Below are 25,777 nucleotides of genomic sequence, written 5' to 3'. Positions count from 1 at the left end.
CTTGCCGAGGTTGACGGAATGGGCCTATCCACTGGCTGAGTCCCTGCTCGCCGAGCCACTTCCCCGGCGCTGGAAGCACTGCCTCGGAGTGGCCGAGAGGGCGCGTACGATCGCGCTCGTTCTTGACCAGGACGCTGATCTGTTGGAGGCCGCGGCGGTACTGCACGACATCGGCTATGCCCCGGACCTGGCCAAGACGGGCTTCCACCCGCTGGACGGGGCTCGATACCTCCGGGACGTGGCCGGCGCCGACGAACGGGTCACCAACCTGGTTGCTCACCACTCCTGCGCCTGGTTGGAGGCGGAAGCCCGCGGTATGCGCGAGGAGTTGGAGGGCGAGTTCCCCCGTGATAGCGCGCAGCTGAACGATGCGCTCTGCTACTGCGACATGAACACCACGCCGGATGGGACGCCCACGAACCCGATCGACCGGATCAACGAGATCGCCGGACGGTACGGACCGGAGAGCTTGATCGGGCAGTTCATCCGCAGGGCCGAACCCGAGATCCTGGCGTGCACATCGCGGGTGCTCGAACGCGTCAGCGCCGCCAAGCGTCAGCCGATGTAGGGAGTCGGGCGCGTCCGATCCATGGCGTGCTCGATTCGGAGCCGCATCGTGGGGTGCACGTCCAACGTCGTCAGGTCCGCTGGGTCGACCCAACGGACCTGAGTCGTCTCGTTGCTCGTACGGAGTTCACCGCCGACCGGCCGCGCGCGGAAGCAGATGCTGAACTGCTGGCGCACCTCGCCGTCGTCGTACTGCATCACGTGACCAGGGTCGGTGTAGATCCCGGACATGTCGACGACTTCGGCCTTGACGCCCGTCTCTTCGCAGACCTCGCGCACCACGGTGTCGCTGATGGACTCGCCGACGTCGTGCCCGCCTCCGGGCAGGGCCCAACGGCCGTTGTCCGACCGCTGGATCATCAGCACCTGTCCCGCATCGTTCTGCACGAATGCCACGACGGAGGGCACCACCGAGTTGGCCGGCGGGGCGTCGGGGTCGTGAAGGTAGTCGATGCGTCCCATGGGCTCATGCTCCTGTGATGTCGTGTTCGGTCACTGGCCTTGCGCCTTCCCAGGTCTGTTGCACGCTATTGGCGAAGGTGTCGAAGAGCCCGGCACCAGGGAGCCGCCGTAGGTGCAGAACCGGAGCCAGGTAGGCGCCGATGCCGTACACATGCGTATTGACGAGCATCTCGTCATCCGCACGGTAGATCGAGTTGTAGAGCACCGTGTCGTGGAGGCGGAACGTGATCTCAGGGTGGCTGGTGAACAGAGGGCTGTAGTTGACCAGAGCGTTGCGGATCTTGCCGTCCATGATGCGGTGACCTTCGTCGATGCCGCGCCGGATAACGGCCTCGCACGCAGGGTCACCCATCAGGACGCGAATCACGACGCTCTTCGACTTCGCCTTGAGGACCGCGAGGAAGCGCGGGTCTTCTGCAAGGCCGATGCCCGCGTAGACCAGGATGTCGATGCGCTCCTTGGCGCACTCGCACATCTCCCGCCACAAGTCCGTCGGTACGACGTGGCGATGCGGGTAGACCGTGACGATCTCCGCCTTGCTCAGGTCGGCTGCAGACTCCTGAGTCCGGGAGTCATCCCACAGCATCGTCACGTCGACCTGAAGCGCTGTCGCCGTCGCGTACTGGTGACGCCGGTACGGCACCTTGCCCTGCGTTACCCAGCGCTCGATGGTCTTGGGGATCACCCCAATCTCGGCAGCCAGGTCCTGAATCGTCATGCCGCGCGCCAACAGGGCAGACCTCAATCGTTCGTTGGACACCTTACCCCCGCGTGGACTTCTAGGGACTTCTTGACCGTAGCCAGATGATTTCGAGCTGTCTACGTACGGGGTGACCAACTCCCCTGACCTGGGGCGATTCTGAATGTGCGCCAAGAAGTCCCGGCGCCAAACCCAAGCGGATCCGTGCTCGTACTTGACGGACCATTATGCAGTACCTGTAAAACAGGTACTGCAAGACGGGCGGCTCCGGACGGAGCTGATCCGGCGTGCGCGGATCCATCCGTGCGCGCAGCAGGACCCCGCCGGCCCCGCTTACACGCGGTCCGAGCGGCAGGGGAGACGTAGAAGTCCGTCGTCTTCACGGAGTGATCGGTGTCATCGGCTAAGCCGTTGGTCTGACCCTCGGGCGTAGACCCAGGGACCGGATCGGCGGGAATCCCGGTGATTGGGCTGCACCCGGTCCATGACAGGTAGCCATTCCAGGGAGATCGACTCAGCGAGTGACGACTGAGTGACGCGGTGACCGCGCGCCGACCAAAAGGAGGCGGAGCGAGGCGCATACGGGAGCCGTGAGAAGACAGTGACGGGCTTTCCCGTCACTCGTCATGCGGGCAGGGCGCCAGCCTCACGTCGGTGCCCTGCCCGCTTGATGAGTACCTCGAAGGATCCACCCGCACCGCATCCGGTGCAGTCCCCCTTTCGCGCGGCGCACGCCTGTTGAGGCAACTCCAGGCACATGCGACCGCTCCCCTGAGGAGAGACCTCCATGAAGTACATCGTTGTCGGTCATCAGGCCGTCTCCGACGCCGAGTTCGCAGAGCTGGCCCTCGGTACCCCTACCGAACTCTGGCTCGGAGTCGACGGCGAGAGCGAGATGGAGGGCGCGGCCCGCCTGGACGCGGCCCGCGACATCCTCGCCGACCCCGAGTACGGCAGCCTGCCCGACGACCTGATCCGCCTGGCCGCCCGCGTGATCGACGAGAACCCCGGCCTGTTCGACGTGGTCCCGCTCGTTCGCCCCGCCCGCCGCCGTATCGCGCGTCGGGGGGTGGCGGCATGAGCGAGGCACTGACGCTGGATGACCTGGCCGTGCCGCTGCGGGTGCTGCGCCTGCTGACCGGGGACTTCGGGCATCTGCCGGCGCCCGCGGTGCGGGTGACCACGGTGTGGCCGGACCGGCTGGAGCTGGAGTTCCACGACGACCTGGCCGGGTTTGAGGCGTGGCGGGACGCGTTAGGCATCGCCCCGGACGCGGTCACCCACACCACCCAGAGCGCGGGCCGCACCCGCGTGCTGCACGCCCACACCGAGTACGCGGGCGCCCGGCTGGCGTTGGTCGGCTACGGCCGCATCCCCGCGCCGGCCGCGGTGGGAATGGCGGCCTGATGTCGGTCACCTGGGGCAAGTGCTTCGACCCGAACGGCGCCCAGCACGGCATCCCCACCTGGCCGTGGCGGTACGCCCCCGACGGGCTGGCGACCAGACGCCAGTTACGGGCCCGCGGCCTGCGTCCCGGCGGTCAGCCGATCGCTGGCCAGATACTCCGACCCCGCTACCGGCGCGGGCCGCTGGTCGCTTACCTCTACCGCCTCGACAAGGCACTGCCCGTGCGGCCCATGACCCCGGCCAAGCGGCGGGCCTTGGCTTGCGCGATGCGCGCTCGCCGGACGTGCCCGCAGTGCCGCAGAGATGCCGGATACGTCATCCCCTCATCCCTCGGGGTCTGCGTCCCCTGCGCCTACCCCGACGACCAGAACAAGGAGTGAACATGGACTGGAAGAAGGCCGCCCGCAAGGCGGTGCACTGGAGTCTGCCGGCCGGTCTCACCGGCCTCTCGCTGGGCTGGACGGTCTACGCGGTGGGCGAGATCCTCGCCCACCAGGCACCGGAACCGCTCGCCTACACGGTGGCCGGGATCTACGACGCGGTGTGGCTGTACGCGCTGGCCATGGAGACCGCGCACCGCCGCCAGGGCTCCAAGGCCACACTGCCCACCACGCTCGGCTGGCTGTTCCTGGTCACCTCGGTCGGAGTGCTATTCACCCACGGCCTGCTCTACGCCACCGCGGTCGTCGCCGTCATCGGCGCCGTGGTCCCCGCCGCCGCCAAGGCCACGCTGATCATGGCGGTGGAACGGGAGGCCACCCGGATCTCGCCCGCGGCACAGGCGCAGATCGACGCGGTACGCAGCGCGACGCGGGACCAAGTCGCGATCGGCCGTGCGGTCACCCGCGCCAAGACCGACCGACAGACCACCGCGGCTGTCCTGGAGCGCGAGGAGCACAAGGCCCGCGGCAAGGCACAGAAGGTTCGCCACGAGGCAGCAGACAAGCTGACCAAGCTCACCGCCGACCACCCGGCAGCCGACGTCCCCCAGGCGGTGCCGGCGCTGTTCACCGACGAGGATCTCGCCCGCGTGCTGGGCCAGTGGTCGGACGGGGGCGTGTCCCCTGCCGTGTCCCCGGGTGTGTCCCCTGTGTCCCCCCAGGTCCGCCCCGTGTCCCCGACGCCCGAACTGACCGCCTCGCAGGGCGAGGGACACACCCCGCTCGACTGGTCGGCTCTCGTGCAGGTGGCGTCCGTGGCCGGGGTCGAGACCCCCGAGCCGGGCGAACCGCTGAGCGAGGAACAGCTCACCGTGGTCCTGCGGTGGCTGCGCCACTCGGACAACCCGCCCCTGTCGTATCGCAAGGCGCTGGCCTCCTACCGCGCGGCGGGGTTCGTCGCGAAGGAAGAGCGGGTGCGCAAAGCGTACGCCGCCCTGATCGACGCGGAGGACGCACAGCCGTAAACGAGCGTCCGGCACACATCAATGAGGACCAGCCCAGGTCTAGTGGGCTGGCCCTCGTTGCGACTGCCGGAAGCAGTCGAGCACCAGTGAAGCAGACCCGGTGAGCGTCGGCGAGCGGCACGTTCGCAGACCCGGTACAGACCCGGCGAGCTGAGCCCAGCACACCACCCCCACCCCCGCTGTCTGGAAGGGAACTTCCCTGGTGAACACCTCATCCATCCGCCGCCGGCGCCTCGCGGTGTCGGCGGCCGTCGCTGTCAGTACGGCCCTGTCCGTCGCGATCGGCGTGCGGCTTGCCGGCTACGGCGTGCCGCTTGCGCTGTTGCTGGCCTGCTGCCTGTCCTGCGTGGCCACCTTCTCCAGCCTGCTGTTCCGCCTGGTGGACGCGCGGTCGACGACCACCCACCGCTGCACGCAGGCGGGCTGAGACTTCCAGGTGCGGCTGACGCACGCCGGTCCTGCGGAAAGCCGCCGCTGGCAGGAGATCGCCACCCGTCACCCCGACCACCGCACCACGTGAGCCAGGAGGCCGCCATGAGCACCGTCCACCCCGACGGCGCCGGCGCGCCGGGCCCGCTGTTCTGGGTGCTGTCCGTGGACAAGCCCGGTCTGGTCTCCACGACCCGCAGCGGCACCTACACCCCGCGCCCGGGTGCTACCCGCGAGGACGCCTACCAGGAGATCTACGAGGAGGTCACGGCCACGGCCAGCCACCCCGCGCTGCGGGGCGCCACGGTCCTGTTCTTCTCCCTGGAGCCCAACCGGCTCTGACCAGCCCCTTTCCCCCTGCGCAGGGCCCGGACGCCAAGCCCTGGAAAGCACGCGTCCGGGCCCTGCTCTCTCCATAAAGGAGTGCTCTCAGCATGACCGAGACCACCACCGAACCGGTAGCCCACCCGGCTACCACCCCACCCCCACCCCCACCCACCACCCCACCGGACCAGGCTCAAATCGCTTCCTCTGAAAGGGAGTTGGCGCACACCTCGGGCGGTATCCCGGTGCTGCCGCTGGCCTTGGCCGGTACGAACGGCGCGGTGGGCGCGGTCAGCACCGTCGCCCTGGTCGGCGGCGGGCCGATCGCGCTCGCGGTGGCCGCGGGCGGCGCCGCCGTCGTGGGCACCACCGCCGCGATCCGTGCCCGCCGCCGCACCACCACCGCCAACGGTGGTCGTGGTTCGGCCGGCTCCGACCAGCGGCGCAACGCCTCGCGCCCGTCCGCTTCCCGCTCCGGCGGTGGCTCCGGCCTGTTCTCCGGCGGGCGCGGCCGTGGGCGCGGCTCCGGTGGCAAGTCCCGCACCGGCAGCGGCACGGGAGGCTTGGGCCTGCGCTCCGGTGGCCGTGGCGGCGCCGGCCGTCACGGTGGGAGCGGGCGTCCCACGTCCCGTCCGAGTGCTTCCCGCAGTGGGGCGTCCCGCTCCGGTGCTGGCGGCGGTTCCGGGCGTTTGGGGCAGGTGCGGGCGCTGCGCAACGCCAACCGGAAGCAGTCGCCGACCCGGACCGCGGCCCGGCAGCAGACCACCGCGGCCCGCCGGCAGGTCGCCGATGCCCGCCGCAACGCCCGCGCCACCAACCGCGCCAACAAGGCGGCCTCGCGTGGCCTGTTGGGGCGTGCAGGCGGCTGGGCAGCAGGTAAGGCCGCCGCCGGCAGCCGAGCCCTGGTCAACAAGGCCCGCGCCGCTCGTGACCGTGCTACCGGGGCGCAGGTCGCCGCCAAGCGCGATCAGGTACGCAAGGCGCCTGCCCGCCGTAAGGCGCGCTGGGGGCTGCTGAAGTCGGCTTCCCGCTTCCAGGGACGGCGCCTGCTCGCCGCCCTGGCCGGCGGCGCCGCCGGAGTGCTGGGCTGCCTGACCACCCCGCTGGGCAAAAAGCTCGGCTGGCGGGCCCTGATACACCCCGGACGGCGCCTGTACGCGCGGCTGGTTGCGGCAGCCCGCGCCAAGCGAGCCGCTCGTGACGAGCAGATCCGCGCCACCCGGGCGGCGGAAGAGGCCGCCGCGGACAGCAATCCGCAGGAGATCGGCGACCGCGTGCAGCGTCCTGCCTCGCTCATTCCGACGTTTCTTTCGGCTGTTCAGGAGGCCATCAGCGTGTCTGGTTTCAAGTTCGAAGAGGCCGCGGCGGAGATGGAGAACGCGGCGCGCACCTACGACCCCGACGGGAACATGGAAGTTCTCGCGATGATCGACAACCTGCCCACGGCCATGCTGTCGATTGCCAACACCTTCCGCATTCTGGCCGAACGCTCCGACGAGGAGTTCGCCTTCGAGAAGGACGTGGCCGCCGGGTTCGACGACATCCACCGCACCCTGCTCAACGCGGTCGACTCCGCCGAAACCCTCGTGCCGCTGTTCCGGCAGGCCCACGAGCAGGACATCGCCCGCCACGAGGAACCCCGCAACGGCACCGAGGCCGAGAAGGGCTGGAACGTCTGAGATGACTACCGAGGCCACCATGACCAAACAGAACAGCAAGCAGACCGATACGGCTCAGGGTGGCCCGGCGTGGGACTGGGCAGCCGGCCACGGGCCTGTGACCGGCGCCCTGTCCGCCACTACTGGCATGTTCGCCGTGGCCACCACCGGCGCCGCCACGGGCATGCCGCCCGGGTGGGCGCTGGCGGTGGGTGCGGCCGGAGCGATCGGCCACACCGCCGCCGGCATCCGGCTGCGCAACGCCGGCCAGACCATCGCCTCCCGCGCCTCCTCCTGGCTCATCGGCGCCGGCTGGACCACCTGGGCAGTCACCAACGGGCCGCTGACCTGGCAGGCGCTCGGCTCGCTGGCCGTCATCGGCGTCGGCATGGGCACCGCCACCCGGTCCACCAACCTCTACGAGGAAGCCCGCGAGACCGAGGCGCTGGCTGCCGAACAGCGGGCGGTGGCCGCGGCGTTGTCTGCGGAGCGGCGGGCGATCGCTGAGGAGTGGGCGGAGCGGATCGAAAGGATCTGCGGCATCCGCCTGAAGGTGCTCGCCGTCGAGAAGTGGGCCGCGGGCACCGGGTTCACCATCGACGCCGAACTGCCGGGCGGCGCCACGTATGACCTGATCAGCAAGCGGTCGGCAGTGTTGTCGTCGGATGCGCATCTGCCGCATGGCTGCACCGCGACCGCCTCTCCCGGCGTCCACCAGGGCCGTGCCCTGATCGACGTGGCCACCGTCAACGTCCTCATGGACGAACGCACCTACCCCACCGACTACGGCCCTCTCTCGGTCCTGACCGGCATCCCCTGGGGATACCGCACCAACGCCGACGAGATCCTCGCCTACCTGCGCGAACAGTGCGCGCTCGTGGTCGGGCCCACCGGGTCGGGCAAGACCAACATGGTCCACGCCATCCTCGCCGGCTTCGCCCGCGCCACGGACATCCTGCCGTGGGTGATCGACCTGAATGCAGGATCGGCCGGCCTGCCCTGGGTCCTGCCCGCCCTCAACCACCAACCGGCAGAGGGCGAGCGGCGCTGGCGGCCCGGGATCGACTGGCTCGCCTCGACCTACGAGGAGGCGCTGTTGATGCTGGACACCGCTTTGGCGGTCGCCCGGTATCGCAAGACTGCCTACCAGGACCTCATGCACCGCAACAACACCGACCTGTTGCCGGTTAGTTCGGCGATCCCGCAGATCATGCTGTTGATCGACGAGGGTGCGGAGATCCTGGTCAGCACCGACCGGCGGATGCGCAAGCTCGCAGAAAAGATCCTGGAAGTCATCCGCATCGCCCGCTCCATGGGCGTCCGCACCGTGCTCACCGCGCTGGGGGCGACCGGCAGTGTGCTGGGCAACCTGATGATCCGCCGCGAGGCCAAGGTGCGCGTCGCCCTGACCGGCGGCGAAACCGAGGGCATGGACCTCTCGAAGATGTTCCCCGGCAGCCGCGGCCTGCGCACCGAGCAAGCCCCCTACAAGGGCGCCGGGTTCATGAGCACACCCGAATCGCCGGCCGCCCTGTTCAAGACGTGGCGGGTCCTGCCCCACCAGATCCGCGAGATCGTCGCCGCCACCAGCGAACGCCACCCCGCCCTCGACACGGTGTCCGCCAAGGCCGCCGGTGAGGCATACGCGCGCCGCTGGGATGCCGACCGCATCGCCTGGATGGGCAACCCCGACACCACCCCCATCCCCACCGGCCAAGGCGGCGGTGCGGGTGGCCGGTACGGGCTCAATCTGTCCGCCCTGCGCGACGCACCGAACAACACCCCGCCGACTCAGGCGGATTCAGGGTCGGGGTCGGAGGTGGATCGGCTCGCGGATGCGTTCATGCGCGAGATCGACGCACAGTTCGGCACCACCGACGAGCCCGACCCGTCCGCCCCGGCACCGCACCCGGAGCGGGAGCGTCCGGAGCGGCGCGGGCTGAACCTGTCCGCGCTGCGGGACGACGACGACCAGGCGCCCGCGCCGCAGGGCGGGACGGCGGGGCCGGAATGGCTGGCGGACGCGCTCGCGGCGATCGCCGACGCTGGTCCGGTGGGCATGAAACCGTCCGCCGTCGCCGACCGCGTGGGCCGCAGCCGGCAAGCCGTCCGCGAGGCACTCAAAGCGGCGGCCGAACGAGGCGAGCTGGTCTACCGGGACAACGGACCGCACTCGGTCTACGTCCACCCCGACCACGCCTGAACGCTCACAGAAAGCTACCGGCTACTGGCTACCGCCAACTTGCCACTAGCCGGTAGAACACCCCGCTACTGGCCACCAGGGGCCCTCAACAGGCTCTTTCGGCTTGCCAGTAGCCACTAGCCAGTGACCACTACAACCACACACCGTCATCACGTGGGCGCCCGCCGGAACACCTCCGGCGGGCGCCCGCGTGTCCCGGCACACCGGAAGGACACACCTGATGGAGCACCGTGAACCGCCCGGCGTCTTAGCCCCGCACATCCCCGCCGACGCCTACCACCGCGCCCAGGCCACCGGCCAGCCCGTCGTGTTCGTCGTCCAGGACAACACCGCTGCCTTCCCCTGGCGGCGCCTCGCGTACCCGTTCGCCATTGCCGGCGCGGTTGTCATCGGCGGCTGGGGACTGGTCGCCGCGCTCGCCTGGCTGCTCGACATCGCCGCCCACACCGCCACCGTCATCGCCGGCGCCGCCGGACCCGTCGGCGTCGGCGGCATCACCCTCAAACTCGCCCGCTCCAAGTGACCCCGAAGGCATCCGTGTTCGAGATCCGCGTCATCTGCGAGCCCACCGACACCGACCGCGTCAGCCGAGTCCTGGCCGCCGCGTTCGACACCGGACCCGCCCGCCAGTACCCCACCCGCGACCGCAAGCGCGTCCGCCTGTACTTCACCGCCGACCACCAGCCCACCGACCTCGAGAGCGAGTGACCATGTCGTTCGGAGAAACCCCGATCACCCTTGTCGGCAACCTGACCGACGACCCGGAGCTGAAGTTCACCGAGGGCGGCGCCGCGCTGGCGAAGTTCACCATTGCTGTCACCCCGCGCACCTTCGACCGCACCTCCAACGCGTGGAAGGACGGCACCACCGCGTTCTACCGCTGCGCCGCCTGGCGCACCCTCGCCGAACATGTCGCCGACAGCCTCAAGAAGGGCTCGCGCGTCGTCGCCAACGGGCGGATGCGGCAGCACGACTGGACCAACGAGCAGGGCGAGAAGCGTTCCATGCTCGCCGTCGAGATCGACGACATCGGCGCCTCGGTCCGCTTCACCACCGTGACCATCAACGCCAAGCGCACTGGTCAGAACGGCTCGGCGGGCGATGACGTGTGGGCCACCGGCAACAACTCTGCCGCAGGCGCGGCCGACGCCGAACCCCCGTTCTAGCTACGCCAAGGGCGGCCCCCTCGTCTCGGCAAAGTCGCGGGGCCGCCCTTGTCCACCCACCAGTCACCAGACCTGTGGAGGTCTCCAGCATGACCCACCCCACGGACATCCGGCGAGTGCGCAGTGAGGGAGCTGCGCCGTGAACGAGCCCCGGACCGTGTCCCTGGACACCCTGCACCTGCTCGCCGCCGCCCTGCTCTGCGGTGAGCGGGGCTGGCCTGTCATTCCCCTGATTCCGGGGGCCAAGCGGCCTACCGGACACCCCGAACGCTCCTGCCCCCGCACCGGACGCTGCTCCGGCGGGCACCGCACCCCCGAACAGCGCGCCACCACCGAGCCCGACCTGATCCAGACCGCGTGGGCCCACCACCCCTACAACGTCGGGATCGCGACCGGACCGGCTGGCCTACTGGTCGTCGATCTGGACGTGCCGAAAGAGGAAGAGCAGGAAGGAGCGCCTGACGGCGCCACTTCTTTCGAGGCGCTCTGCGAGCGCCACGGTCAGCCCTTTCCGGACACCTACCAGGTGCGGACTCCCAGCGGGGGCCGCCACCTGTACTTCACGGCCCCACGCGGGGTGCGGTTGAAGTGCAGCGTCAAGCGGATCGCCCCCAACATCGACACCCGCGCCTGGGGCGGCTACGTCGTCGCCGCGGGCTGTACCACCCCGCAGGGCGCCTACGAGGTAGCCGAGGCTGCCCCGGTTGCCGCGCTGCCGGCGTGGCTGGCAGAGCTGCTGACTGAGTCGGCGAAACCGGCCGAACCGCCGACGCTCGCTCGGGTGTTGGACGGCAGCAAGGCCGCGCGCACGGCACTCGAGCGGGAGTGTGCGGTCATCCGGGCCGCCCGCGAGGGAGGGCCGAACGGGCGCAACGCCACCCTGCACCGCAGTGCGTGCAAGGTGGCCCGGTTCGTCGCCTGGGGACACATCGACCGGCGCACGGTCGAAGAGGCAATCCAGGCGGCGGGGGAGTCGACGGGACTGCCGGCCGCCGAGTGCCGCACCACCATCCACAGCGCCATGGAGTGGATCGTGGCGCACGCGACACCGCGGGAGGTCGCGTGACCACCAACCGTTCCCCCCGCCTGGATTGCCTCATCCCCGCCCCCGACGGGCCGCCAGACGCCCCGCCCGCCCCTACCGGAGCAGGCGGGGGCGGCCGACGGAAGGCCGCCCGAAGGGCGTCCTTTCAGCCTTTCCCCCCGATCCACCGCACCCCGTGCCCGGCACGTAACTCCGAAAGGGGAAACGCCGCATGACCAGCCCCAAGGCCCCCATCGACGGCGCCGCGCTGCTCGATGAGGTCGAAGCGTTCCACCGCCGCTTCAACGTCTTCCCCCGCGAGGCCGCCTACGTCGCCGTCACCCTGTGGGACGCACACGCCCACCTGATCGATGCGTTCGACGGCACCGCCCGCCTCGCGTTCCTCTCCCCCGAGCCCGGATCGGGCAAGTCCCGCGCCCTGGAGATCGTGGAAACCCTCACGCCACGCGCGGCCACCACCGTCAACGCATCGGCCAACGCCCTGTTCCGGCTGGTGGAGGCCGACGGAGGAACCCCGACGCTGCTCTTCGACGAGATCGACACCGTTTTCGGTCCCAAGGCCGGCGGCAACGAAGAGGTCCGCGGGTTCCTCAACTCCGGCTATCGGCGCGGCGCCAAGTCCCTGCGCTGCGTCGGCGACGGCTCCAACCAGAGCACCGAGTGGTTCTCCTCGTTCTGCGCGGTCGCCATGGCCGGACTCGGCTCGCTACCGGACACGATCCTGACCCGCTCCGTCATCATCCGCATGCGCAAGAAGGCCCCCAACGAGAAGGCCGAACCCTATCGCCGACGCGTCCACGAGAAGCAGGGCCACGCCCTGCGTGACCGCCTCGCCAAGTGGGCCGACACCGTCAGGGACGACATCGCCGCGGCCTGGCCGGAGATGCCCGAGGGAGTCTCGGACCGGCCCGCCGACGTGTGGGAGCCGCTGTTGGCGGTCGCCGACGCGGCGGGCGGGCACTGGCCCGAGCGAGCCCGCGCGGCCTGCCTGGAACTGGTCCGCGCGGCGGGCGAGGGAAGCGGTTCCTCCATCGGCATCCGGCTGTTGACCGACCTGCGGGACAAGGTGTTCTGCGGAGCCGAGCGCATGCCCACGGCCGCGATCCTCGAACTCCTTCACCGGATCGATGACGCCCCGTGGGCGGACATGGATGGCAACGGCAAGCCCCTCAACGCCCGGTCGCTGTCCAAGATGCTCGGGGAGTACGTCACGGCGAAGAACGAGCCGATCGGGCCCCGATCCATCCGCACCACCCAGGGCGTCCCCAAGGGCTACTACGCCGAAGATCTCGCGGACGCCTGGCTGCGCTACTGCCCCCCACTCCCCGAGAATTCCGCTACATCCGCTACATCCGCTACACCGCAGGTCAACGGGGGTGAATCTGTAGCGGAAGAGCTTCCCGGCATCCGCTACATCACCCCGCAAGCCGCTACCGGCGACCGCCCCGCGTAGCACCACCTATCCGCTACATCCCGCCCATCCGCTACACGCAACAGCCCCCTGACCTGCGCTGTAGCGGATGTAGCGGCTGTAGCGGATTCCCAGAGGGGCCGCGCGAAGGTTGCGACGGCCCCTCTCGTTCGTCTTCCCCTCCTGCCGTCTCAAGGAGACTCCGACATGGCCACCCCTACCCGTCGTCGTCGCGAGCCGAAGGATGAACTGGTGCCGCTCAGCGACGTGTTGGACGAGATCGGCATCACCCGCGCCACCTGGTACCGGTGGCGCGACCGCGGTTACACGCCGGAGGCGCGGCGCACGCCTTCCGGTCGCATCTGCGTGCGTCGAAGTGTCCTGGATGCCTTCAAAGAAGAACTGGATGCCGCGTGACTGAGTGGACCTACGACGTCAAGATCTGGGCTATCCGCAAGCGTGATTCGACGCGGAAGCCCTACCAAGTTCGCTGGGGTACCGGCACCCGCCCGCACTCGGAGTCCTTCAAGACATCGGGCCTGGCGGAGAGCCGCCGGGCCCAGCTCATGACGGCCGCTCGCAAGGGCGAGCCGTTCGACGTGGAGAGCGGACTGCCCCAGTCCTTGCTCACCAAGGAGCGGGACATTTCGTGGTACGAGCATGCCCGCAACTACATCGCCATGAAGTGGGACCACTCCCCTGCGTCGACACGCCGCACGCTCGCCGAAGCCATGGCAACCGTCACGCCCGCTCTGGTGAAGAACACCAAGGGCATGCCGGAACCGCGAGTCGTACGCACCGCCCTCTACAGCTGGGCGTTCAACAAGAACCGCTGGAAGGAGGATCCCCCGGACGAGGTCGTCAAGGTGCTCGCCTGGTTCGAAGCGAAGTCCCTGCCCACATCCGCTCTGGCAGACCGCATGCAAGTACGTGCCGCGCTGGAAGCCCTGACCAAGAAGCTCGACGGCAAGACGGCAGCGGCAAGCGTGATCCGCAGGAAGCGAGCCATCTTCCACAACGCCCTCGGGTACGCCGTGGACGCCGAACTCTTGACGGAGAACCCCCTGCCGCGCGTCCAGTGGAAGGCTCCCGAACAGGTTGAAGAGGAGGTGGACCCGGCGTGCGTGCCGGACCCTGCTCAGGCCGCGAAGCTCTTGGCCGCTGTGCGGGCCCAGAGCCCACGCGGCCGCCGCCTGATGCCGTTCTTCGGCTGCATGTACTACGCCGCGGCCCGGCCAGCCGAAGTCATCGGCCTGCGTCTCCAGGACTGCGACCTTCCGCGGCGCGGATGGGGGAAGTTGCGCCTCAGAGAGACACGACCGCGGTCCGGTTCGGCGTGGACGGACAGTGGCGAGGCCCACGACAAACGGGGCCTGAAGCACCGCCCTCGGAAGGCCGTTCGGGAGGTACCTATCCCGCCAGAGCTGGTCGCCTTGCTCCGATGGCACGTGATGGCATACGGCACGGCACCGGACGGCCGGCTGTTCCGGACGCAACGGGGCGGACTGATCCAAGACACCGGATACGGGGAAGTCTGGGCTGAAGCTCGAACGCGGGCCCTGACCCCCGCTCAGCGGGGGTCAGCCTTGGCCAAGCGTCCCTATGATCTCCGTCACGCGGCTGTCTCCACCTGGCTCAGTTCTGGCGTCGAACCTCAGCTCGTAGCGAAGCGCGCCGGCCACAGTGTGGCCGTCCTGTTCCGCGTCTACGCGAAGTTCCTCAGCGACGGAGACGAAGCGGCAAACGCCAAGATCTCCGCTCGCCTGGAGGGGCGCTCCTAGCAGGGCAGAAATCCCGTCCACGTCTGGGCCACGCGGTTCGAGACAGGGCGTTCGAACGCGAGACAGAGCGAGACAGCGTGTCGATCGCCAGGAGACACGACAAGGGGCCCGTGACCAGCCGAAATGGCTGGTCACGGGCCCCTTGTTTTCCCTGTGGCGGCGCCAGGATTCGAACCTGGGAAGGCTGAGCCGGCAGATTTACAGTCTGCTCCCTTTGGCCGCTCGGGCACACCGCCGGGGCTGCTGCCGTTCGAACCGCTTTTCGGCGGTGCTCGCTGGCAACGACGTAAACAATACCCGATGCGGAGGGGTGCTTCGCCACCCGATTGATCTGCGCTCGAGCGAGCACGGGTGGCTAGGCTTGTCCGGATGCGGCCCGCGCACCACGCCGGGCTCGGCGGCCACCCCCACGCCCGCCGAACCGCACCCCACAAGCACCCCGATACAAGGAGCCACAGGACATGGCCGACTCCAGTTTCGACATCGTCTCGAAGGTCGAGCGGCAGGAGGTCGACAACGCCCTCAACCAGGCCGCCAAGGAGATCTCGCAGCGCTACGACTTCAAGGGCGTGGGAGCCTCGATCTCGTGGTCCGGTGAAAAGATCCTGATGGAGGCGAACTCCGAGGACCGCGTCAAGGCCGTCCTCGACGTCTTCCAGTCCAAGCTGATCAAGCGCGGCATCTCGCTGAAGGCCCTGGACGCGGGCGAGCCCCAGCTCTCGGGCAAGGAGTACAAGATCTTCGCGTCCATCGAGGAGGGCATCTCCCAGGAGAACGCCAAGAAGGTGGCGAAGATCATCCGTGACGAGGGTCCCAAGGGGGTCAAGGCTCAGGTGCAGGGTGACGAGCTGCGCGTCAGCTCCAAGAGCCGTGACGACCTGCAGGCCGTGATCGCCCTGCTGAAGGGCAAGGACTTCGACTTCGCGGTCCAGTTCGTGAACTACCGGTGAGCCGGATGCACCTGGTGGGCGCGACGAGCCGCTGACTCACGGCGTACGGGAAAGGGTGGGCACCCGTCGGTGCCCACCCTTTCTCGCCTGCTGGCTGCGGTCCAAGGGGTGCCCGGCCGTACCGGGCCGTTCTTCCCGGTCAGTCGCGGGAGTTGCCGAACAGGATGCGGTAAGCGATCAGGAGGACCAGCGAGCCGCCGATCGCCGCCGCCCAGGTCGCACCGTCGTAGAAGTGCTTGGTGATCGGGTGGTCCAGGAAGCGGGACGAGATCCAGCCGCCGATGAACGCGCCCGCGATGCCGATGAGCGTCGTGCCGACGAAGCCGCCCGGGTCGCGGCCCGGCAGCAGGAACTTGGCGATGGCTCCGGCCAACAACCCCAGGATGATCCAGCTGATGATCGTCATGCCGTGAACCTGCCCTCCCGCTCTGTGCATCCGCTGTCCGAACGGTGTGATTTCGGTGCGGACAGCCTGTGCTCCGTGTGCCACGCGTCCACCGCGCGGGCCGCCTGTCGGCCGGCTCGCACGATCCGTTCTCGGCGCGCTTGTTCGTGTTCCGTTGCTGGGGAGGACGCCTCCGCGGTGCTCCCCGGTTGCAGCGATCAGTAGGGTGCGAGCCATGACACGGTCCGGCTCCGCCTCCGAACTGCGACGCACCCTGGGCGTCGGCGACGCCGTGGTCATCGGGCTCGGCTCGATGATCGGCGCCGGGATCTTCGCCGCCCTGGGACCCGCGGCCCGTGCGGCCGGCTCCGGGCTGCTGCTCGGCCTGGCGGTCGCCGCCGTGGTCGCCTACTGCAACGCCACGTCGTCGGCGCGGCTGGCCGCTCTGTACCCGGCCTCCGGCGGCACCTACGTGTACGGGCGCGAGCGGCTCGGCGCGTTCTGGGGGTATCTCGCGGGCTGGTCGTTCGTCGTCGGGAAGACGGCCTCCTGTGCGGCGATGGCGCTCACCGTGGGGGCCTACGTCTGGCCCGGGCAGGCCCATGCCGTGGCGGTCGCGGCGGTGGTGGCGCTGACCGCGGTGAACTACGGCGGCATTCAGAAGTCCGCCTGGCTGACCCGGGTGATCGTCGCGGTGGTGCTGGCTGTCCTCGCTTCCGTCGTGGTCGTGTGTCTGGGGTCGGGGGCGTCCGAGGCCGCGCGCTTGAACATCGGGGCCTCCGAGGGCGCGGGGGGCGTGCTGCAGGCGGCCGGCCTGCTGTTCTTCGCCTTCGCCGGGTACGCCCGCATCGCGACCCTCGGCGAGGAGGTACGCGATCCCGCGCGCACCATCCCCCGGGCGATCCCAGTGGCGTTGGGCATCGCCCTGGCCGTGTACGTGTGTGTGGCGGTGGCCGTCCTCTCCGTGCTGGGAGCCGATGGTCTCGGGGCTGCGGCTGCTCCGCTGGCCGACGCGGTGCGGGCGGCCGGCGTCCGGTGGCTGGTGCCGGTCGTGCGGGTGGGGGCTGCCGTGGCCGCGCTGGGTTCGCTGCTCGCCCTCATCCTGGGCGTCTCCCGGACGACGCTGGCCATGGCCCGTGACCGGCATCTGCCCGGCGCGCTCTCGGCCGTGCACCCGCGTTTCCAGGTGCCGCACCGGGCCGAACTGGCCGTGGGCGCGGTCGTCGCCGTCCTCGCCGCCACGGTGGACGTGCGGGGTGCGATCGGCTTCTCCTCCTTCGGTGTGCTCGCGTACTACGCCGTGGCCAACGCCTCGGCCTGGACACTGAGTCCCGCCCCGACGGCGCGGCTGCTGCCGACTCTGGGACTGGTCGGGTGCGTCGTGCTGGCTTTCTCGTTGCCGGCGGTTTCCGTGGTGGCGGGCGCGGGAGTGCTGGTGGTGGGCGTGGTGGCGTACGGCGTGCGGCGGTGGGTGGAGGGGCGCGGGCGTACGTAGCTGCGGCGGTGGGCTGTCAGCCCGTCGGCGCCTGCGCTGTGCGTATGCGGAAGTCGGGCCAGGGGGCCATCTGGAAGTCGTCCTCCATCACGTCCCACCAGCCGGTGCCCTCGACCCAGGCATGCAGCCAGTCGGCGAGGGTGGGCGTGTCCACGAACCAGGCGTGGTCGGGATCGCCCGGGTTGGGCTCGAAGAGCAGGACCGTCGCCTCCGGGGAACGGCAGTCCACGCAGGCGTACATGGCACAGCCCCAGTGGGATATCGGCAGGACGCCTTCCGGCCAGAGCCAGTCCGGGTCCTTGCGGCCGCTCTCACGGTTGGCCAGGTACTGCACGACGGCGGCGGGCTCGCCCGCGGGCGGGCCGTCGAGCAGGGGCAGCAGGCCGTATTCCGGGCCGAATCCGCCGTCTCCTATCCGCAGGTACAGGTCGGCGAGCAGTGGCGGCAGGGTGAAGCCCAGGGCGGCCTCGGCGCGGGACAGCGTGTCCGCGGCGACGGGCGCGGGGAGGGAAGTCCAGCCGTAGGGGCGGGTGGTGCGCGCCTTGGCCGCCACCCGTGCCAGCAACTGCTCGTTGTCGGTCATGGGTTCATGATGCAAGGCGGCACTGACAATCGAGCCGGCCTGTGGACAACCGCGGGGTTGTGGAAAACCTCTGGGCCGGGGCGGGCAGGGGTGGGCCGTGGCGGCGGCGAGGTCAGCGTGCGGCGAACGGCTCGTCCGTCCGCACGATTTCGCGGCCGAGCGGCAGCAGCGAGACCGGGATCAGCTTGAAGTTGGCGACTCCGAACGGGATCCCGATGATCGTGATGCACAGGGCGATGCCGGTGGCGATGTGCGCGAGCGCCAGCCACCAGCCGGCGAGGACCAGCCACAGGACGTTGCCGAGGCACGAGGGCGCACCGGCGTCACGGCGCTCGACCGTCGTGTACCCGAAGGGCCACAGGGCATAGACGCCGATACGGAACGCGGCAATGCCGAACGGGATGCCGATGATCGTGATGCACAGCAGGACTCCGGCTGCCAGGTATCCGAGGAACAGCCAGAAGCCGCTCAGGACCAGCCAGATGACGTTCAGGATGGTTTTCACTGGGGGCGACCTGCCATCTTCTCGAGCCGGGCGATGCGATCCGCCATCGGCGGATGCGTCGAGAACATCTTGGACAGTCCCTGACCGGGGCGGAAGGGGTTCGCGATCATCATGTGGCTCGCCGTCTCGATGCGCGGCTCGGGCGGCAGCGGCAGTTGCTTGGTGCCCGTCTCCAGCTTGCGCAGGGCGCCGGCCAGGGCGAGCGGGTCGCCGGTCAGTTGGGCGCCGGACGCGTCGGCCTCGTACTCCCTCGACCGGCTGATGGCCAGTTGGATGAGGGAGGCCGCGAGGGGGCCCAGGATCATGATGAACAGCATGCCGATGAGGCCGGGGCCGTCATCGTCGTCGGAGCGGCCGATCGGGATGAGCCAGGCGAAGTTGACCAGGAACATGATCACCGAGGCGAGGGCGCCGGCGACCGACGAGATGAGGATGTCGCGGTTGTAGACGTGGCTGAGCTCGTGGCCGATGACGCCGCGCAGTTCGCGCTCGTCGAGGAGGCGCAGGATGCCTTCCGTGCAGCACACCGCGGCGTTGCGCGGGTTGCGGCCCGTCGCGAAGGCGTTCGGCGCCTCCGTAGGGGAGATGTAGAGGCGGGGCATGGGCTGGCGCGCCTGGGTGGAGAGTTCGCGGACCATGCGGTAGAGGCCCGGGGCCTCGAACTCGCTCACCGGACGCGCGCGCATCGCGCGTAGCGCCAGTTTGTCGCTGTTCCAGTACGCGTACGCGTTCGTCCCGAGGGCGACGAGAACCGCGACGACGAGCCCCATGCGGCCGAAAAAGCTGCCGATGACGATGATGAGGGCGGACAGTCCTCCGAGGAGCACTGCGGTCCTTAGCCCGTTGTGCCGGCGGTGCACGGTACGCCCTCCAAGTGATGCAGCAGGGGGAACCCTTTGCTTGCGGATCTTGCTTGCTTTCTCCGGTGCCGCTGGTGCCGTGGTGTCACGTCCAGTGGACCCTTCTTCCAGGTCAACGCCAGGCGAGGGTCACTAGTTCCCTTGTGCGTACGGCGGCATGCCTCCGCCGTCCGGGTGAGCGGCTCCGGGCAGGTGCTCAGAAGAGGCCGGTGTCGGCGAAGCGCAGGACCAACTGGGGAGCCCCGGAGAGGGCGATGCCCAGGACCCCGGTGAGGGCGATCGCCGCTGTCAGGGGTGCCGGGATGCGGTGCTCGACGGGTTCGCCCTCCGGAGCTCGGAACAGCAGCGCCGTCCACTGAAGGTAGTAGAAGAGCGCGACGACGACGTTGACGGCCATGATCACGGCGAGCCAGCCGAGTCCCGCGTCGACGGCCGCCGAGAACACGGTGACCTTGGCGAACAGGCCGATGATGCCCGGTGGCAGCCCGGCCAGGCAGAGCAGGAAGAACGCCAGGAGCAGGGCTGCGAGCGGGTTCCTGGCGTACAGGCCGCGGTAGTCGGTGAGGCGGTTGGCGGTCTTCGTGCGGCCCACCAGTGCGGCGACGGCGAACGCGCCGAGGTTCACGGCCGCGTACATGAGGGCGTAGGCGACGGTGGAGCCGACGGACTGCTGCGGATGGCCGGAGTAGGCGGCCGCGGCGATCGGTACGAGGAGGTAGCCCGCCTGACCGACCGACGACCAGGCGAGGAGGCGTACCGCGCTGTACGCGCGCGTGGCCTGCTGGCGCAGGGCACCGACGTTGCCGACGGTCATGGTGAGCGCGGCCAGGGCGGCGAGTGCGGGGCCCCAGACGTCGGCGTACGACGGGAAGGCGAGCACGGTGACGAGGATGAGGCCGGTGAAGCCGACCGCCTTGCCGACGACCGACAGATAGGCGGCGATCGGCAGGGGCGCGCCGACGTAGGTGTCGGGGACCCAGAAGTGGAAGGGAACGGCTGCCGTCTTGAAGGCGAAACCGACGAGGGTGAGGACGACTCCGGTCTGGGCGAGGGTGTGGAGTTGGCCGTCGACGTGCTGGATGCGGTCGGCGACCTGGATGAGGTAGAGGGTGCCGGTCGAGGCGTACACGAAGCTGATGCCCATGAGGCTGACGGCGGTCGCGGTGACCGACGACAGGAAGAACTTCAGCGCCGCCTCGGAGGACTTCCTGTCGCCGTGCCGGATGCCGACGAGGGCGAAGGCGGGCAGGGAGGCGACCTCCAGGGCGACGATCAGGGTCGCGAGGTCGCGGGAGGCGGGCAGGAGGGCTGCGCCGGCGGCGGAGGACAGCAGCAGGAACCAGTACTCGCCTTCGGGGAGTTGTCGTTCGGCGTCCTTCAGGGTCGTCACCGACAGCAGGGCCGCGAGGAGGGCTCCGCCGAGGACCAGGAACTGGATGACGAGGGTGAAGTTGTCGGCTGTGTAGCTGCACGCGTGCGTGCCGTCGACGCAGAAGGTGCTGCGGTCGTCTCCGAGGAGGGGCAGCAGCAGGAGCGCGGAGGCGGCGAGGCCGGCGACCGACACCCAGCCGAGCAGGGGCTTCCTTGTCTCGCCGACGAACAGGTCGGCGACGAGGACGACGAGTCCGACGAGGGCCGTGAGGGTGGGTGGCGCGATGGCGAGCCAGTCGACGGACTGGACGAGGTTCTCGGCCAGCGGCTGGGCCACGGAGCTCATCGGGTGCCTCCTGCGAGGAGCTGCTGCACGGCCGGGTCGGTCAGGCCGAGGAGCGCCTTGGGCCACAGCCCGGCGACGACGGTGAGGGCGACGAGGGGCGTCCAGGCCGCGAACTCGTACGAGCGGACGTCCATCAGCTGCGGGGCTTCCTGCGGTGCGGCGCCCATGCACACGCGCCGGACGACGACGAGCATGTACGCGGCGGTGAGCAGGGTGCCGAAGGCCGCGATGGACATGAAGGTGAGGAAGGCGGGGCGGCTGAGGTCGGCGGCGGGTTTGAACGCGCCGAACAGAGCGAGCATTTCGCCCCAGAAGCCGGCCAGGCCCGGCAGGCCCAGGGAGGCCACGGCGCCGAAGGCGAGGAGCCCGCCGAGGCGCGGGGCCTTGCCGTACAGGGCGGCACCGGACTCCTCGGCGAGTGCGTCCAGGTCGGTGGTGCCGGTGCGGTCCTTGAGGGCGCCGACGATGAAGAAGAGCAGGCCGGTGATGAGGCCGTGGGCGATGTTGGCGAAGAGGGCGCCGTTGACGCCGGTCGGGGTCATGGTGGCGATGCCGAGCAGGACGAAGCCCATGTGGCCGACGGAGGAGTAGGCGACGAGCCGCTTGAGGTCGCCCTTGGCGCCCTGTTTGGCGAGGGCGAGGCAGGCGAGGGACCCGTAGATGATGCCGACGACCGCGAGGGCCGCGAGGTAGGGCGCGAAGGTGCGGAAGCCGTCCGGCGCGATGGGCAGGAGGATGCGGACGAAACCGTACGTGCCCATCTTCAGCAGGACGCCGGCGAGGAGGACCGAGCCGACGGTCGGGGCGGAGGTGTGGGCGTCCGGCAGCCAGCTGTGCAGCGGCCACATCGGCGTCTTGACCGCGAGCCCGACACCGATCGCCAGAACGGCGATGACCTGCACGGATGTGGTCAGTGACCGGCCGTTGTCAGTGGCGAGTGCCACCATGTCGAAAGTGCCGGCCTTGATCCCGATCAGGAGCAGGCCGAGCAGCATGACGACCGAACCGAGCAGTGTGTAGAGGATGAACCGCCAGGCGGCCCGGGTACGGCCCTCGCCGCCCCAGCGGGCGATGAGGAAGTACATCGGGATGAGCACCGTCTCGAACGCCAGGAAGAACAGCAGCAGGTCGAGGACGGCGAAGGTCGCGAGGGTGCCGGACTCCAGGACGAGCAGCAGCGCGACGAAGGCCTTCGGGGTCGGGCCCGCGGGCATCTTGAAGTACGAGTAGAGCGCGCAGAGGAAGGTCAGCAGCGCGGTCAGGACCACAAGGGGGAGGGAGATGCCGTCGATGCCGAGGTGGATGCGCACGTCGAGTGCGGGGATCCAGCTGATGTCGGTCGTGGCCTGCATCTTCGACGGGTGGTCGTGGTCGAAGCCGAGCGCGAGGGCGATCGCGGCGATGAGCACCACGCCGGTGACGGTCACGCCGTGGCGCAGGACGGCCTGCTCCGGCGACTTCCCTTTCAGTCCGGGCGGGGCGGGCAGGAGGGCGGCGACCGCGCCGAGGAGCGGTACGACGACGACGAACGCCAGAAGGAACTGCATCACGGACTCGCTGATATCGATCACGCCTGCTCACGCTCCCGTGGCGACGAGGAGGGCGGCGACCGCCAGGACGACGGTGCCTGCGAGCAGCGCGCTCACATAGGTCTGCACATTGCCTGTCTGGGCCCGCCGTACGGCGGCACCCAGCAGTCGGGGTAGGGCGCCCGCGCCGCGTACGTAGGTTTCGACGACCTCGCGGTCCAGGAACCGGACGAGGCTCGCACCGGCCTGGACCGGGCGGACGAAGAGGGCCGCGTACACGGCGTCGAGGTGGAAGCCGACGGCCGCGTGCCGGTGCAGCGGACCGAGCAGCAGACGACCGGGGTCGGCGGGGTCGGGCGCGTAGGCCACTCCCCCGTAGGCGGGCGCGTGGCTGGCGATGGCCTCGGCCTCGACCTGCCCGGCGTCGCCTTCCGGATGGGCCGCGACCGCCCCGAGCGGCACGCGGGCCGCGAGGCTGGTGGTGTGGCGCCAGGCCGCGTAGGTGACGATGCCGCCGACCAGGGCGACGCCCGTGCCGACGACGGAGGTGGTCAGCGTCGGCGTGAGGTCGCGGCCGTCGAACCAGTCGGGCAGCGGTCGGTAGGAGAAGGCGCCGAGGGCGAGGGACGGGACGGCGAGCACCCACAGCACCACGGTCATGGTGAGGGGCTGCCTTCCGTGGTCGGGGGCCTCGGCGCCCCGGCCGTGGAAGGCCAGCAGCCACAGGCGCGTCGCGTACGCGGCGGTGAGCAGGGCCGCGACCATTCCGGCGACGAGGGTGATCCAGCCCGCGACGCCGGGCGCGTGCTCGGTGTGGCCGGTGGCGACGTGCTCGGCGGCGCCCAGGACGGACTCCTTGGAGAAGAAGCCGCTGAAGGGCGGGATCGCGGCGAGCGCGAGCAGCGCCACGGTCATCGTCCAGAAGGCGTCGGGGACGCGGTCGCGCAGCCCGCTCAGGCGGGACATGGCGGCCAGCGAGTTGGTGCCGGCGGCGTGGATGATCACGCCGGCCGCGAGGAAGAGCAGCGCCTTGAAGGCGCCGTGCGTGAGGAGGTGGAAGACGGCGGCCGAGCGGTCACCGACGGAGAGGGCGCCGGTCATGTAGCCGAGCTGGCCGATCGTCGAGTACGCGAGGACGCGCTTGATGTCGTCCTGGGCGAGCGCGGCGAGGCCCGAACCGACCATCGTGACGGCGGCCATGACGGCGAGGACGACCATGGCGGCCCGGGAGGCCTCGAACACCGGGAGGAGACGGGCGATGAAGTAGACACCGGCGGCCACCATCGTCGCGGCGTGGATCAGCGCGGAGACGGGTGTCGGGCCGGCCATGGCGTCGGGGAGCCAGGAGTGCAGCGGGAACTGCGCCGACTTGCCCGCCACGCCCGCAAGGAGCAGCAGGGCGATCAGGGTCGGGTGGTCGAGGCCGCCGTGCGCGACGGTGCCGAGGATCGTCGTGATCCGGAAGGAGCCGGCCTCGGTGGCGAGGGCGAACAGGCCGATGAGGAAGGGGACGTCACCGAGCTTGGTGACGAGGAAGGCCTTGATGGAGGCGGCGCGGGCTTCCGGGGTCTCCCAGTAGTGGCCGACCAGGAAGTAGGAGCAGATGCCCATGACTTCCCAGCCGACCAGCAGCACGATCAGGTCGCCGGAGTAGACGACGAGCAGCATCGCGGAGGTGAACAGCGAGACGAGCGCGGCGTAGGAGGGGTAGCGCGGGTCGTCGCGCAGGTAGCCCGTCGAGTAGATCTGCACGCAGGACGCGACGACAGCGACCAGGATGGCGACGAGGGCGGCGAAGCCGTCGATGTGCAGGGCGAGTTCGATGGGGACCGAGCCGGTGGGCGTCAGTTCGGTGTGGGCGTTCACGGCTTGGTCGCCGCCCTGGCGCACGGCGACGAGCACCGCCAGCACCAAGGAGGTGAGAGCCGGCAGGACGGCGAGCGGACGGACGAAGCCGGGGGCCGTGCGACCCAGCAGCAGGCCCGCTGCGGCTCCCAGGAACGGCAGGAGCGGGACGAGGACGGCGAGGGTGGTGGTGGTCACGCGGTGGCCTCGGCCTTCCCGGCCCCGTCGGCCGGCCCGGCCGTGAGGACGTCGCTGTCGGGGCCGACCGTCTCGTGGCCCTCGGCGGTGTCGCGGAGCTTGTCGATGTCGGAGGTGCCGCGGTTGCGGTGGACGGCGAGGACGATCGCCAGGCCGATGCCGATCTCGGCGGCGGCGATGGCGATGGTGAACAGGGTCAGGGCCTGACCGGAGTGCAGCGTCTCGCGGGCGGCCTTGCTGAGCCATACGTCGAAGGCGACCAGGTTCAGGTTGACGGCGTTGAGCATCAGCTCGACCGACATCAGGACAAGGATGGCGTTGCGACGGGCGAGGACTCCGTACAGGCCCGTGCAGAAGAGGAGGGCGGCCAGGACCGCGGGATAGGCGAGGTGCATCAGCGGGCGCCTTCCTGGTCGGCCGGGTGGGAGTCCGCGGCCGGGTCCGGACCCGCGACGCGGTGAGTCCCCGTGGCCGACTTTGCCGCTCGGCTCCCGGGGTTTCCCTCGATCGGGTGATTACGGGAATCCGGGACAGATGGGGAACCACCGGTCGCCGCTCGGGAGTTCACAGGGGGAAGGCTCGACTCGGCCTTCGCCTTTCGGGACAGGACGATCGCGCCGACCAGAGCGGCGAGGAGGAGGACGGAGAGGGCCTCGAAGGGGAGGACCCAGTTCTGGAAGAGGCTCGCCCCGGTGACGGCGGTGGAACCGGCGGCCGGCCCGTCCAGATCGACCCAGGTGGTGCGGAAGGCATCGACGACGACCCAGATCAGGGCGGCCGCGGCGGCGACGGCGACGGTGAGGGCGGCCCAGCGATTGCCGGAGTCGGCGTCCGGGGAGCGCCCGATGGGGGCCCTGGTGAGCATCAGACCGAACAGGAGGAGGACCACGACGGAACCGACGTAGATGAGGACCTGCACCCATGCGATGAACTCGGCGGTGAGCAGGAGGTACTCCACGGCGAGGCCACCGAGGGCGACCACCAGCCACAGGGCGGCGTGCACCAGTTGTCGGGTGGTGACGGTGACCAGCGCGGCGCCGAAGGTGGCCAGGCCGACGAGGAGGAACGCGATCTCGACGCCGGTCGGCGAGAGGAAGCCGTGCTGCGCGGCGGCGAGAGGCACGGCGACCGGATGGGTCATGACGGCCGGGT

Annotated in this window: 29 protein-coding genes and 1 tRNA gene; 18 read left to right on the top strand and 12 right to left on the bottom strand. The window is 70.0% G+C overall.

Annotation, left to right across the window (positions count from 1 at the left end):
* Position 1 precedes the first annotated feature (1 nt).
* The gene (locus FBY22_RS00390; protein WP_142141912.1) at positions 2–568 is read left to right on the top strand and encodes an HD domain-containing protein; all 567 of its coding nucleotides are present in this window, start codon (positions 2–4) and stop codon (positions 566–568) included.
* On the opposite strand, the gene FBY22_RS00385 is transcribed toward FBY22_RS00390, so the two are convergent.
* Both FBY22_RS00385 and FBY22_RS00380 read right to left on the bottom strand, forming a co-directional pair.
* Positions 556–1,029 carry an NUDIX domain-containing protein gene (locus FBY22_RS00385; protein WP_142141911.1) on the bottom strand — a complete coding sequence of 158 codons (474 nt, stop codon included), beginning with the start codon at positions 1,027–1,029 and terminating at the stop codon, positions 556–558. The two genes, FBY22_RS00390 and FBY22_RS00385, sit on opposite strands and share 13 nt — an antisense overlap.
* A gap of 4 nt (positions 1,030–1,033) precedes the next feature.
* Positions 1,034–1,747 (bottom strand): XRE family transcriptional regulator, encoded by a 714-nt coding sequence (locus FBY22_RS00380; RefSeq protein ID WP_142141910.1) that lies wholly within the window; start codon positions 1,745–1,747, stop codon positions 1,034–1,036.
* Positions 1,748–2,516: 769 nt separating this feature from the next.
* On the opposite strand from FBY22_RS00380, the gene FBY22_RS00375 reads away from it, so the two are divergent.
* The 15 genes from FBY22_RS00375 to FBY22_RS00305 all read left to right on the top strand — a co-directional run bounded on the left by FBY22_RS00375 (position 2,517) and on the right by FBY22_RS00305 (position 14,558).
* Entirely contained in the window at positions 2,517–2,810 is a 294-nt protein-coding gene (locus FBY22_RS00375) for a hypothetical protein (protein WP_142141909.1), read from the top strand.
* Positions 2,807–3,136: a hypothetical protein gene (locus tag FBY22_RS00370; RefSeq protein WP_142141908.1), complete on the top strand. Its 330-nt coding sequence runs from the start codon at positions 2,807–2,809 to the stop codon at positions 3,134–3,136. The genes FBY22_RS00375 and FBY22_RS00370 overlap by 4 nt, the downstream gene beginning before the upstream one ends.
* Complete coding sequence (locus FBY22_RS00365; RefSeq protein ID WP_142141907.1) at positions 3,136–3,516, top strand: RRQRL motif-containing zinc-binding protein; 381 nt, start codon at positions 3,136–3,138, stop codon at positions 3,514–3,516. Before FBY22_RS00370 ends, FBY22_RS00365 begins: the two co-directional genes overlap by 1 nt.
* Positions 3,517–3,518: 2 nt before the next feature.
* Complete coding sequence (locus FBY22_RS00360; protein ID WP_142141906.1) at positions 3,519–4,541, top strand: hypothetical protein; 1,023 nt, start codon at positions 3,519–3,521, stop codon at positions 4,539–4,541.
* Positions 4,542–4,743: 202 nt separating this feature from the next.
* A complete protein-coding gene (locus FBY22_RS00355; protein WP_142141905.1) occupies positions 4,744–4,968 on the top strand; it encodes a hypothetical protein in 225 nt (74 codons plus the stop codon).
* A gap of 107 nt (positions 4,969–5,075) precedes the next feature.
* Positions 5,076–5,312, top strand: a complete 237-nt coding sequence (locus tag FBY22_RS00350; protein ID WP_142141904.1) for a hypothetical protein — start codon at positions 5,076–5,078, stop codon at positions 5,310–5,312.
* A 92-nt stretch (positions 5,313–5,404) separates the two neighbouring features.
* Positions 5,405–6,973, top strand: coding sequence for a hypothetical protein (locus FBY22_RS00345; protein ID WP_142141903.1), 1,569 nt, complete (start codon positions 5,405–5,407; stop codon positions 6,971–6,973).
* Between the two features lie 19 nt (positions 6,974–6,992).
* Positions 6,993–9,155 (top strand): hypothetical protein, encoded by a 2,163-nt coding sequence (locus FBY22_RS00340; RefSeq protein ID WP_260844674.1) that lies wholly within the window; start codon positions 6,993–6,995, stop codon positions 9,153–9,155.
* Between the two features lie 220 nt (positions 9,156–9,375).
* Positions 9,376–9,678, top strand: coding sequence for a hypothetical protein (locus FBY22_RS00335; RefSeq protein WP_142141901.1), 303 nt, complete (start codon positions 9,376–9,378; stop codon positions 9,676–9,678).
* On the top strand, positions 9,675–9,863 hold the full coding sequence (locus FBY22_RS00330; RefSeq protein ID WP_142141900.1) for a hypothetical protein: 189 nt from the start codon (positions 9,675–9,677) through the stop codon (positions 9,861–9,863). Before FBY22_RS00335 ends, FBY22_RS00330 begins: the two co-directional genes overlap by 4 nt.
* Before the next feature lie 2 nt (positions 9,864–9,865).
* Positions 9,866–10,321, top strand: coding sequence for a single-stranded DNA-binding protein (gene ssb / locus FBY22_RS00325; RefSeq protein ID WP_142141899.1), 456 nt, complete (start codon positions 9,866–9,868; stop codon positions 10,319–10,321).
* Between the two features lie 139 nt (positions 10,322–10,460).
* Positions 10,461–11,387, top strand: a complete 927-nt coding sequence (locus FBY22_RS00320; RefSeq protein WP_142141898.1) for a bifunctional DNA primase/polymerase — start codon at positions 10,461–10,463, stop codon at positions 11,385–11,387.
* A 190-nt stretch (positions 11,388–11,577) separates the two neighbouring features.
* Positions 11,578–12,819, top strand: a complete 1,242-nt coding sequence (locus tag FBY22_RS00315) for a DUF3631 domain-containing protein (RefSeq protein WP_142141897.1) — start codon at positions 11,578–11,580, stop codon at positions 12,817–12,819.
* A gap of 165 nt (positions 12,820–12,984) precedes the next feature.
* Positions 12,985–13,194 carry an AlpA family transcriptional regulator gene (locus tag FBY22_RS00310; RefSeq protein ID WP_260844673.1) on the top strand — a complete coding sequence of 70 codons (210 nt, stop codon included), beginning with the start codon at positions 12,985–12,987 and terminating at the stop codon, positions 13,192–13,194.
* Positions 13,191–14,558, top strand: a complete 1,368-nt coding sequence (locus tag FBY22_RS00305) for a tyrosine-type recombinase/integrase (RefSeq protein WP_142141896.1) — start codon at positions 13,191–13,193, stop codon at positions 14,556–14,558. Before FBY22_RS00310 ends, FBY22_RS00305 begins: the two co-directional genes overlap by 4 nt.
* A gap of 154 nt (positions 14,559–14,712) precedes the next feature.
* Here FBY22_RS00305 and FBY22_RS00300 read toward each other — a convergent pair.
* Positions 14,713–14,794: transfer RNA gene (locus tag FBY22_RS00300), tRNA-Tyr, on the bottom strand.
* 225 nt (positions 14,795–15,019) lie between these two features.
* Between FBY22_RS00300 and FBY22_RS00295 the strand changes: the two genes are divergently transcribed.
* On the top strand, positions 15,020–15,508 hold the full coding sequence (locus FBY22_RS00295) for a YajQ family cyclic di-GMP-binding protein (RefSeq protein ID WP_142141895.1): 489 nt from the start codon (positions 15,020–15,022) through the stop codon (positions 15,506–15,508).
* Positions 15,509–15,647: 139 nt separating this feature from the next.
* Here FBY22_RS00295 and FBY22_RS00290 read toward each other — a convergent pair whose 3' ends face one another.
* On the bottom strand, positions 15,648–15,914 hold the full coding sequence (locus tag FBY22_RS00290) for a GlsB/YeaQ/YmgE family stress response membrane protein (RefSeq protein ID WP_142141894.1): 267 nt from the start codon (positions 15,912–15,914) through the stop codon (positions 15,648–15,650).
* Positions 15,915–16,128: 214 nt separating this feature from the next.
* Between FBY22_RS00290 and FBY22_RS00285 the strand changes: the two genes are divergently transcribed.
* The gene (locus FBY22_RS00285) at positions 16,129–17,388 is read left to right on the top strand and encodes an APC family permease (RefSeq protein ID WP_142141893.1); all 1,260 of its coding nucleotides are present in this window, start codon (positions 16,129–16,131) and stop codon (positions 17,386–17,388) included.
* Between the two features lie 16 nt (positions 17,389–17,404).
* Here the strand turns inward: FBY22_RS00285 and FBY22_RS00280 are convergent, their stop codons facing one another.
* The 8 genes from FBY22_RS00280 to FBY22_RS00245 all read right to left on the bottom strand — a co-directional run bounded on the left by FBY22_RS00280 (position 17,405) and on the right by FBY22_RS00245 (position 25,766).
* Entirely contained in the window at positions 17,405–17,971 is a 567-nt protein-coding gene (locus tag FBY22_RS00280) for an SMI1/KNR4 family protein (protein WP_142141892.1), read from the bottom strand.
* Positions 17,972–18,083: 112 nt separating this feature from the next.
* Positions 18,084–18,476, bottom strand: coding sequence for a YccF domain-containing protein (locus FBY22_RS00275; RefSeq protein WP_142141891.1), 393 nt, complete (start codon positions 18,474–18,476; stop codon positions 18,084–18,086).
* A complete protein-coding gene (htpX, locus tag FBY22_RS00270) occupies positions 18,473–19,336 on the bottom strand; it encodes a zinc metalloprotease HtpX (RefSeq protein WP_142141890.1) in 864 nt (287 codons plus the stop codon). Before htpX ends, FBY22_RS00275 begins: the two co-directional genes overlap by 4 nt.
* Positions 19,337–19,532: 196 nt before the next feature.
* Positions 19,533–21,053 (bottom strand): NADH-quinone oxidoreductase subunit N, encoded by a 1,521-nt coding sequence (locus FBY22_RS00265; RefSeq protein ID WP_142141889.1) that lies wholly within the window; start codon positions 21,051–21,053, stop codon positions 19,533–19,535.
* Entirely contained in the window at positions 21,050–22,624 is a 1,575-nt protein-coding gene (locus FBY22_RS00260; protein ID WP_142141888.1) for a NuoM family protein, read from the bottom strand. Before FBY22_RS00260 ends, FBY22_RS00265 begins: the two co-directional genes overlap by 4 nt.
* Positions 22,625–22,630: 6 nt before the next feature.
* Positions 22,631–24,625, bottom strand: coding sequence for an NADH-quinone oxidoreductase subunit L (locus FBY22_RS00255; protein ID WP_142141887.1), 1,995 nt, complete (start codon positions 24,623–24,625; stop codon positions 22,631–22,633).
* Complete coding sequence (gene nuoK, locus FBY22_RS00250; protein WP_142141886.1) at positions 24,622–25,020, bottom strand: NADH-quinone oxidoreductase subunit NuoK; 399 nt, start codon at positions 25,018–25,020, stop codon at positions 24,622–24,624. Before nuoK ends, FBY22_RS00255 begins: the two co-directional genes overlap by 4 nt.
* Entirely contained in the window at positions 25,020–25,766 is a 747-nt protein-coding gene (locus tag FBY22_RS00245) for an NADH-quinone oxidoreductase subunit J (RefSeq protein WP_142147244.1), read from the bottom strand. Before FBY22_RS00245 ends, nuoK begins: the two co-directional genes overlap by 1 nt.
* Positions 25,767–25,777: the final 11 nt, after the last annotated feature.

It is taken from the genome of Streptomyces sp. SLBN-31, from assembly GCF_006715395.1.
Taxonomy (GTDB): Bacteria; Actinomycetota; Actinomycetes; order Streptomycetales; family Streptomycetaceae; genus Streptomyces.
This window is presented reverse-complemented; position numbering and strand designations above follow the sequence as displayed.

Bases quoted from the DNA above. Each gene is read 5' to 3' on its own strand.
- FBY22_RS00385 (WP_142141911.1), bottom strand. From the start codon at position 1,029: ATGGGACGCATCGACTACCTTCACGACCCCGACGCCCCGCCGGCCAAC.
- FBY22_RS00380 (WP_142141910.1), bottom strand. From the start codon at position 1,747: ATGACGATTCAGGACCTGGCTGCCGAGATTGGGGTGATCCCCAAGACC.
- FBY22_RS00375 (WP_142141909.1), top strand. From the start codon at position 2,517: ATGAAGTACATCGTTGTCGGTCATCAGGCCGTCTCCGACGCCGAGTTC.
- FBY22_RS00370 (WP_142141908.1), top strand. From the start codon at position 2,807: ATGAGCGAGGCACTGACGCTGGATGACCTGGCCGTGCCGCTGCGGGTG.
- FBY22_RS00365 (WP_142141907.1), top strand. From the start codon at position 3,136: ATGTCGGTCACCTGGGGCAAGTGCTTCGACCCGAACGGCGCCCAGCAC.
- FBY22_RS00360 (WP_142141906.1), top strand. From the start codon at position 3,519: ATGGACTGGAAGAAGGCCGCCCGCAAGGCGGTGCACTGGAGTCTGCCG.
- FBY22_RS00350 (WP_142141904.1), top strand. From the start codon at position 5,076: ATGAGCACCGTCCACCCCGACGGCGCCGGCGCGCCGGGCCCGCTGTTC.
- FBY22_RS00345 (WP_142141903.1), top strand. From the start codon at position 5,405: ATGACCGAGACCACCACCGAACCGGTAGCCCACCCGGCTACCACCCCA.
- FBY22_RS00340 (WP_260844674.1), top strand. From the start codon at position 6,993: ATGACCAAACAGAACAGCAAGCAGACCGATACGGCTCAGGGTGGCCCG.
- FBY22_RS00335 (WP_142141901.1), top strand. From the start codon at position 9,376: ATGGAGCACCGTGAACCGCCCGGCGTCTTAGCCCCGCACATCCCCGCC.
- ssb (WP_142141899.1), top strand. From the start codon at position 9,866: ATGTCGTTCGGAGAAACCCCGATCACCCTTGTCGGCAACCTGACCGAC.
- FBY22_RS00315 (WP_142141897.1), top strand. From the start codon at position 11,578: ATGACCAGCCCCAAGGCCCCCATCGACGGCGCCGCGCTGCTCGATGAG.
- FBY22_RS00310 (WP_260844673.1), top strand. From the start codon at position 12,985: ATGGCCACCCCTACCCGTCGTCGTCGCGAGCCGAAGGATGAACTGGTG.
- FBY22_RS00295 (WP_142141895.1), top strand. From the start codon at position 15,020: ATGGCCGACTCCAGTTTCGACATCGTCTCGAAGGTCGAGCGGCAGGAG.
- FBY22_RS00290 (WP_142141894.1), bottom strand. From the start codon at position 15,914: ATGACGATCATCAGCTGGATCATCCTGGGGTTGTTGGCCGGAGCCATC.
- FBY22_RS00285 (WP_142141893.1), top strand. From the start codon at position 16,129: ATGACACGGTCCGGCTCCGCCTCCGAACTGCGACGCACCCTGGGCGTC.
- FBY22_RS00280 (WP_142141892.1), bottom strand. From the start codon at position 17,971: ATGACCGACAACGAGCAGTTGCTGGCACGGGTGGCGGCCAAGGCGCGC.
- FBY22_RS00265 (WP_142141889.1), bottom strand. From the start codon at position 21,053: ATGAGCTCCGTGGCCCAGCCGCTGGCCGAGAACCTCGTCCAGTCCGTC.
- nuoK (WP_142141886.1), bottom strand. From the start codon at position 25,020: ATGCACCTCGCCTATCCCGCGGTCCTGGCCGCCCTCCTCTTCTGCACG.
- FBY22_RS00245 (WP_142147244.1), bottom strand. From the start codon at position 25,766: ATGACCCATCCGGTCGCCGTGCCTCTCGCCGCCGCGCAGCACGGCTTC.